Annotated in this window: 8 protein-coding genes; 2 read left to right on the forward strand and 6 right to left on the reverse strand. The window is 70.0% G+C overall.

Annotated features, from left to right (window positions below):
* The 6 genes from HMPREF0043_RS08050 to HMPREF0043_RS08075 form a co-directional block, all read right to left on the reverse strand.
* Positions 1-213: RNA-binding S4 domain-containing protein (locus HMPREF0043_RS08050; protein WP_021602522.1), on the reverse strand; the 213-nt coding region annotated here is incomplete at its 3' end.
* Positions 213-746: a VTT domain-containing protein gene (locus tag HMPREF0043_RS10315; protein ID WP_021602523.1), complete on the reverse strand. Its 534-nt coding sequence runs from the start codon at positions 744-746 to the stop codon at positions 213-215. The genes HMPREF0043_RS08050 and HMPREF0043_RS10315, both read right to left, overlap by 1 nt.
* A 96-nt stretch (positions 747-842) precedes the next feature.
* Positions 843-1241 (reverse strand): Fur family transcriptional regulator, encoded by a 399-nt coding sequence (locus tag HMPREF0043_RS08060; RefSeq protein ID WP_021602524.1) that lies wholly within the window; start codon positions 1239-1241, stop codon positions 843-845.
* 14 nt (positions 1242-1255) lie between these two features.
* Positions 1256-2113 (reverse strand): metal ABC transporter permease, encoded by an 858-nt coding sequence (locus tag HMPREF0043_RS08065; protein WP_021602525.1) that lies wholly within the window; start codon positions 2111-2113, stop codon positions 1256-1258.
* Positions 2110-2913, reverse strand: a complete 804-nt coding sequence (locus HMPREF0043_RS08070; RefSeq protein ID WP_021602526.1) for a metal ABC transporter ATP-binding protein — start codon at positions 2911-2913, stop codon at positions 2110-2112. The genes HMPREF0043_RS08065 and HMPREF0043_RS08070 overlap by 4 nt, the downstream gene beginning before the upstream one ends.
* Before the next feature lie 117 nt (positions 2914-3030).
* Complete coding sequence (locus tag HMPREF0043_RS08075; protein ID WP_040318181.1) at positions 3031-4011, reverse strand: metal ABC transporter substrate-binding protein; 981 nt, start codon at positions 4009-4011, stop codon at positions 3031-3033.
* Between the two features lie 248 nt (positions 4012-4259).
* On the opposite strand from HMPREF0043_RS08075, the gene HMPREF0043_RS08080 reads away from it, so the two are divergent.
* The gene (locus HMPREF0043_RS08080; RefSeq protein ID WP_021602528.1) at positions 4260-5657 is read left to right on the forward strand and encodes a glycine--tRNA ligase; all 1398 of its coding nucleotides are present in this window, start codon (positions 4260-4262) and stop codon (positions 5655-5657) included.
* Positions 5658-5667: 10 nt separating this feature from the next.
* A partial coding sequence (locus HMPREF0043_RS08085) for a YibE/F family protein (protein WP_021602529.1) occupies positions 5668-6971 on the forward strand: 1304 nt, incomplete at its 3' end.

A 6971-nucleotide genomic window follows, 5' to 3' on the forward strand; every position in this document is an offset into this window, starting at 1 on the left:
GAGCCTGACCGCGGCCTCGCCCCCGCCGGGCAGGCGGAGGGCGACGACGTCGCCGTCGGCGAGCCGGTGCCCGCGCCTCGTCTCGACGCGGCCGTTGACGGTGACGTCCCCGGCCCTGACGGCTTCGCCGGCCTCGGCGCCGGTCGAGGCGAGCGAGGCGAGTTTGACGAACTGCCCGAGCCTGATCGGCAGGCGGGCCTCGACGCTCTCCATCACCCGTCCTGCGACGCGCCGTGAGCCCGGCGCGAACGCCGGAGCCTGCGCACCGCGAGGAAGGCGACGGCGGCGGCGAGCGCCGTCGCGATGACCGCGATCCCGACCGGCGACCCGGCGGCCGCCGCGACGGCGGCCCTCCACACCGCGTAGCCGATCGTCGAGTAGATGAGCGCCCAGGCGAGCCATCCGGGGATCGCGGCCAGGACGTAGCGCGGCCACGACAGGCCGACGACCCCGGCCGCGACGTTGACGATCGTCTGGATCCCCACCGTCAGATAGGACAGGGAGATGACGATCCAGCCGCGACGGCGGATGTTGTCCATGGCCCGCTGGGTCGCCCCGGCGTTGGCCCACAGCCACACCCGGCGCCGCGGGCCTGCGGCCGGCTCGGCGCCCGATATCGTCAGCAGCCTGCCGTACCTGCCTATCCCGTAGACGAGGTTCGAGCGGGAGGCGACCAGCAGGACCATGACGAGGAAGACGACGGGGAAGGGACCGGTCGCCACCAAGTGGCCGATAGCCTTGTGCATGCTGCGATTCTAACGTAGGCATCTTTGCGACACCACTTCGGCGGCATGCCGGGGAACGTTGTGGATACGGGGGAGTTTAAGCGACACGCATGCGGTTCAGGAACGGTTCGCCGCGCAGGAGGCGCACGTGCCCATCAGCTCGACGGTGTGCTCGACGTCGACGAAGCCCGCCTCGGAGGCGATCTGGTTGGCCCAGGCCTCGATCTGGCTGCCGGCCACTTCGACCGTCTTCCCGCAGAGCCTGCACACGAGGTGGTGATGGTGCGAATCCGTCCCGCAGTAGCGGTAGAGGATCTCGGAGTCGGTCCGCAGGGTGTCCACCGTGCCGTCGGAGGCCAGGGTCTGGAGCGTGCGGTAGACGGTCGCCAGGCCGATCTTCGTGCCGCCTCTGGCCAACTCCTCGTGCAGCCGCTGGGCCGATACGAACACGGAGAGCTCCTCCAGGCGCTTGGAGATGGCCTGGCGCTGTGCCGTGTTGCGTGTGCGGGCGGGCATACTTCACCTGAGTCCTAACGGCGGACGCAGACGCCGACGGCGGCGCGTCCCACCGCCGCCATTATATACAGGGCTATGAGCATGATGACGATGGTCGCGCCCGAGGGCAGGGCCTTGAAGTACGTCGTGACCAGTCCGACGACCGACACCGCGACGCCGATGCCCATGGAGATCGCCATCGTGCGGACGAACGAGTGGGAGAGCAGCTGGGCGATGGCCACGGGGACGATCATGACGGCCGAGACGAGGAGCACTCCGACGACCCGCATGGCGACCGAGACCGTCAGGGCCGCGACGACGGCCACGAGGACGTTGAGCGTGCGCACGGGCAGGCCGCACGAGCGGGCGAAGTCCTCGTCGTGGGAGAGGGCGAAGAGGGGGCCGCGCAGGCCGATTCCGACGGCTAGGATCGCCGCGGCCATGACCGCCGTGTACAGGACGTCCTCGGGCAGGACGACCGCGACGGATCCGAAGAGGTAGCGCATGAGGTTCGCGCTGGTGCTGTCCGCCAGGCCCATGAGGAGGACGCCTCCGGCGATGCCGCCGTAGAAGAGCATGGCCAGGGCGACGTCTCCGCCGGTGCGTCCGTGGGCGCGCACGAGCTCGATGAGGACCGCGCCGACGATCGAGGCTGCGATCGCGCCGGGGACCGCCAGGACGTCGCGGGGGGCCAGGTTCAGGGCGCCGGCGGTCAGCCAGCCGATCGCCACCCCCGTCAGGGAGACGTGGCCGATGCCGTCTCCCATGAGCGCCATGCCCCGCTGGACGAGGTAGGTGCCGATGACGGGCGCGGAAACCCCGACGAGGACCGTCACGACGAGGGCTCGCTGCATCAGAGGCGAGGAGAGCATCTGGCCCAGGGCGTCGATCATGAGCGGGGGTCCAATCTCAGGGAGGGGGCGTGGTGGCCGGCCGGCTCGGCCGACTCGTGGGGGTGGACGTGGTCGTGGCCCGGACGGTCGTGCCCGGGGACGGGGCGCGGGGGAGGCCCGTCGTGGACGACGCGCCCCTCCGCGAGGACCACGGCGCGTTCGACGAGCTCGGCCAGCTCGCCCATCTCGTGGAGGACGGTGACGATCGTCGTGCCGCGCTCGCGCAGCGAGGCCAGGATGCCGGCCAGACTCGTCCGCGAGTCCCTGTCGATCCCCGCCAGCGGCTCGTCGAGCACGAGGAGGTCCGGGTCGCGCACGAGGGCGCGGGCTATGAGGACCCGCTGGGACTGCCCGCCCGAGAACACCTGGACGTGGTCCTGGGCCCGATCGGCCAGGTCCACGGCCCGCAGGGCCTCCATCGCCCGCCTCTTGGCCTTCGGCCCGCGGTCCGCCCACGGGTTGCGCGGCCCGAGCAGTCCCGAGCGCACGACCTCCAGAGCCGTCGCGGGGACGCCGGCCGAGGCGGTCACGCGCTGCGGCACGTATCCGATGCGCCGCCAGGGCACGCTCCGGCGTTCGGCGACGTTCGCGCCGAAGAGCCTGGCGGTCCCCGCCGCGGCGGGGACGATTCCCAGCATGGCCCGCACGAGCGTCGACTTGCCGGAGCCGTTGGCGCCCAGCAGGGCCAGGGACTGGCCGGCCGGGACGTCCAGCGACACGCCGTCCAGGATGGAGGCGCCGCCGAGGACGACCGACAGGTCGCAGACGGAGATGGGCGGGGGAGAGGAGGTGTCGTGCATCGTTCCTGTGGATCGCGTCGTGGGTGGGGAGCCCGCGTTCCGCGTCGAAGGCTGCGACGCACACGCGGGCGCGTGGCCGAGCCGGCCCCGAAGCCTCCGGGGCCGGCCGCTTGCCGCTTAGGAGCAGCCTAGAGCCGTCCGGATGGCCTTGAGGTTCTTGTCCATGGCCGAAATATAGTCGCCGTCGTCGGGCTTGGACTCCAACGGATTGAGGACGTCGGTCTTGATCCCCGTCTCCTTGGCGAGCGCCTCGGCGGTCTTGGTGGGCAGGAGCTCCTCGGTGAAGACCGTCGTGGTTCCGTTCTCCTGGATGAACTTCTTGACCTGGGCGAGCACCGCGGGGGAGGGCTCGGCCTCTGGGTCGATGCCCGACAGCGCGATCTGCGTCAGCTTGTAGCGCTCGGCCATGTAGCCGAAGGCCGTGTGGGTCGTGACGATCGCCCGGCGCTGGCAGGTCTTCACGCCGTTGTCGTAGGAGCCGTTCAGGGCGCCGAGCCTTTCCTTGAGCTTCTTGGCGTTGGCCTTGAACGTCTCGGCCGAGGACGGGTCCGCCTTCGCGAGCCTCTCGGTCACCCGGTCGGCCGCCTTGCCCATGCGGACGGGGTCGAGCCAGAAATGCGGGTCGAGGTCCTCGGATCCGCTCTTGTGGGCATGCTTGTGGGCGTGGCCCTCGCCGTCCTTGTGCTCGTGGTGCTCGGATTCGACGCCCTCGTGGTGGACGAGGTCGACCGAGCCCGACAGGTCGACGATCTTCGGGCCCTTGAGGGCCTCGGCCGCCTCGTCGAGGGAGGGCTGGAATCCCTTGACGTAGACGAGCGCGTCGACCTTGCCGAGCTTGGCGATCTGGGCGGGGGAGATCTCGTAGTCGTGGGGTTCGACGTTGGCGGGGGTCACCGACGTGGCCGTGACCTTGTCGCCCCCGATCTGTTGGACGAGCCACTGGACGGGGTAGAAGGACGTGGCGACGTTGAGTTTGCCCCCCGATTTCTTCGCTGCGCCGTCGCTCTCCTTCGTCGAAGAGCCGCAGGAGGCCAAGCCTGCGCATAGGGCGAGCGTCGAGAGGAAGGCGAAGAGTCGCGAGAAAGGAGAACGTTGCATGAGAACGATTATCATCTCAGTTCGGAATCGATGTCAAAACCGCCGGTCGCGGTCGGCGCCGCCGGGCGCGGAGCGGGACGAACCGCGCAGGCCGGATCGGGCGGTCTGCGCAACCCGGCTCCCAACACTCGAACGGCCTGGATCCGCTTCCTGCCCCTCGCGGGTAGAATCGAGGCATTTCGTGCGCCGCTGACGGCGCGGACGGCTTCCGCGCCACCGGAGCGCGGCTACGAAAGGAGCACGGCCATATGGCCAGAAAGGCCCCATCCCGCCTCGACAACGCCATCGCCCTGGCCAAGCGGCGCGGCTTCGTCTTCCCCTGCGGCGAGATCTACGGCGGCACGAGGTCCGCGTGGGACTACGGTCCGCTGGGCGTCGAGCTCAAGGAGAACATCAAGCGCCAGTGGTGGAGGCACATGGTCACCTCGCGCGACGACGTGGTCGGCCTCGACTCCTCGATCATCCTCCCTCGCGAGGTGTGGGTGGCCTCCGGCCACGTCGGCGTCTTCAACGACCCGCTCACCGAGTGCCTCTCGTGCCACAAGCGCTTCCGCGTCGACCAGATGCAGGAGGAGTTCGCCGCCAGGAAGGGGATCGACGACCCCGACTCGGTCGAGCTCGCCGGGATCGCCTGCCCGAACTGCGGCACGCGCGGGCAGTGGACGGAGCCGCGCGACTTCAACATGATGCTCAGAACCCATCTGGGGCCGGTCGAGGACGAGTCGAGCCTGCACTACCTGCGCCCCGAGACGGCCCAGGGCATCTTCGTCGACTTCCAGAACGTCATGACCTCGGCGCGCAAGCGCCCGCCGTTCGGGATCGGGCAGATCGGGAAGTCCTTCCGCAACGAGATCACCCCGGGCAACTTCATCTTCCGCACGCGCGAATTCGAGCAGATGGAGATGGAGTTCTTCGTCGAACCCGGCACTGACGAGGAATGGCACCGGTACTGGATCGACCAGCGCCGCGAATGGTACGTCGGCCTGGGAATCGACCCGGCGAACCTGCGCCTGTACGAGCACCCGCAGGATAAACTCTCCCACTATTCCAAGCGGACGGTCGACATCGAGTACCGCTTCGGCTTCCAGGGGTCCGAATGGGGCGAGCTGGAGGGCATCGCCAACCGCACGGACTTCGATCTGTCCACGCATTCGACGCATTCGGGCAAGGACCTGTCCTACTTCGACCAGGCCAGCGGGGAGCGCTGGATCCCCTACGTCATCGAGCCCGCCGCCGGCCTGACCCGCTCCCTCATGGCGTTCCTCGTCGAAGCCTACGGCGAGGACGAGGCGCCCAACGCCAAAGGCGGGGTGGACAGGCGCGTCGTCCTGCGCCTCGACCCGCGCCTGTCGCCCGTCAAGGCCGCCGTCCTCCCTCTCTCGCGCGACGAGCGGCTCTCGCCGGTCGCCCGCGAGCTGGCGGCCGAGCTGCGCAGGAACTGGAACGTCGACTTCGACGACGCCGGCGCCGTCGGCCGCCGCTACCGCCGCCAGGACGAGATCGGCACGCCGTACTGCGTCACCGTCGACTTCGACTCGCTGGAGGACCGCGCCGTGACCGTGCGCGACCGGGACACCATGGAGCAGGTCCGCATCCCCGCCGACGACGTCGAGGCCTTCCTGGCGCGCGAGCTGGCCGGTTGCTAGGCGGGCGCGGATGCTAGACGAGCGCACGGACGGGACGCGGGCGGAGCGGTCGGCGTCCGCGGACCGGCGCGCGCCCGTCCACTCCCACGCCCATTCGCATTCGCACGGCGGGCCGCTGGACATCGGCCCCGCCGAGCGCCGCCGCGTGCGCGCGCTCCTGGCCGCGATCGTCGTTCCGCTGGCGGCCCTGACCCTCGTGGCCCTGATCGTCCTGTGGCCGAAGGGGGAGACGCCGGTCGGGTCGCGCCCCCTGAGCGACAGGGGAGTCGAGTACGTCAAGGGCAAGATCACGTCGGTCGGCCAGACCGACAAAAACGGCCAGACGCCGGTCAAGATGAGGGTGTCGGGAGTCGAAGTCCCAGTCCACGTGCCCGCTGAGATCGTCGCCAACGGCCTGGAGCCCGGCGACGAGATCCTGGCCATGTTCTACCCCAAGGCCCTCGAATCCGGCGTCGTCTACATCTTCCAGGACTTCGTGCGCACCGGGCCGATGCTGGCGCTGCTCCTGCTGTACGTCGTGGCCGTCGTCCTCGTCGCCCGGATCAAAGGCCTCATGGCCCTCATCGGCCTGGGGGTGAGCCTCGGCGTCGTCGGCGCCTTCATGATCCCCGCCCTGACGGTCTCCTCCCACCCGGTGATGGTCGTCCTCGTCGCTTCGGCGGCCATGATGTTCGCGTCCATCTACCTGGCACACGGCGTCTCCATCCGCACGACGACGGCCGTGCTGGGAACCTTCTCGGGCCTGCTCATCACCACCGGCCTCGCCTGGTGGGCCGTGGAGACCTCGAATCTCACGGGCGCGCTGAGCGAGGAGGCGCGCAATCTCAGGACCCCCATTCCGGGCATAGACCTCCAGGCCCTGCTGCTCGGCGGCATCATCCTCGCGGGGCTCGGCGCCCTCAACGACGTGACGATCACCCAGGTCTCGACCGTGTGGGAGCTGCACGCCGCCAACCCGAGGCTCGCCCGCCGCCGCCTCTTCCTCCAGGGGATGGCCGTGGGCCGCGACCACATCGCCTCGACCGTCTACACCCTGGCCTTCGCCTACGTGGGGACGGCGATCACCCTGCTCCTGAGCGCGTCGATCATCCAACGGCCCACGCTCGAGCTGCTCCAACTCGGGGAGATAGCCGAGGAGATCGTCCGCACCCTCGTCGCCTCCGTCGGACTCGTGCTGGCCATCCCCCTGACGACCGCCGTCGCCGCCATGCTCGCGCCCGTGGCCCCCGGCGGGCAGACCGGAGCGCGCGAGCCGGCCGGCGAACGCGAATCGCCGCGCCGCCCGGACGCCCTCGGACGCGGAGCCCCGGCGGA

Source organism: Actinobaculum sp. oral taxon 183 str. F0552 (assembly GCF_000466165.1).
GTDB lineage: Bacteria > Actinomycetota > Actinomycetes > Actinomycetales > Actinomycetaceae > Peptidiphaga.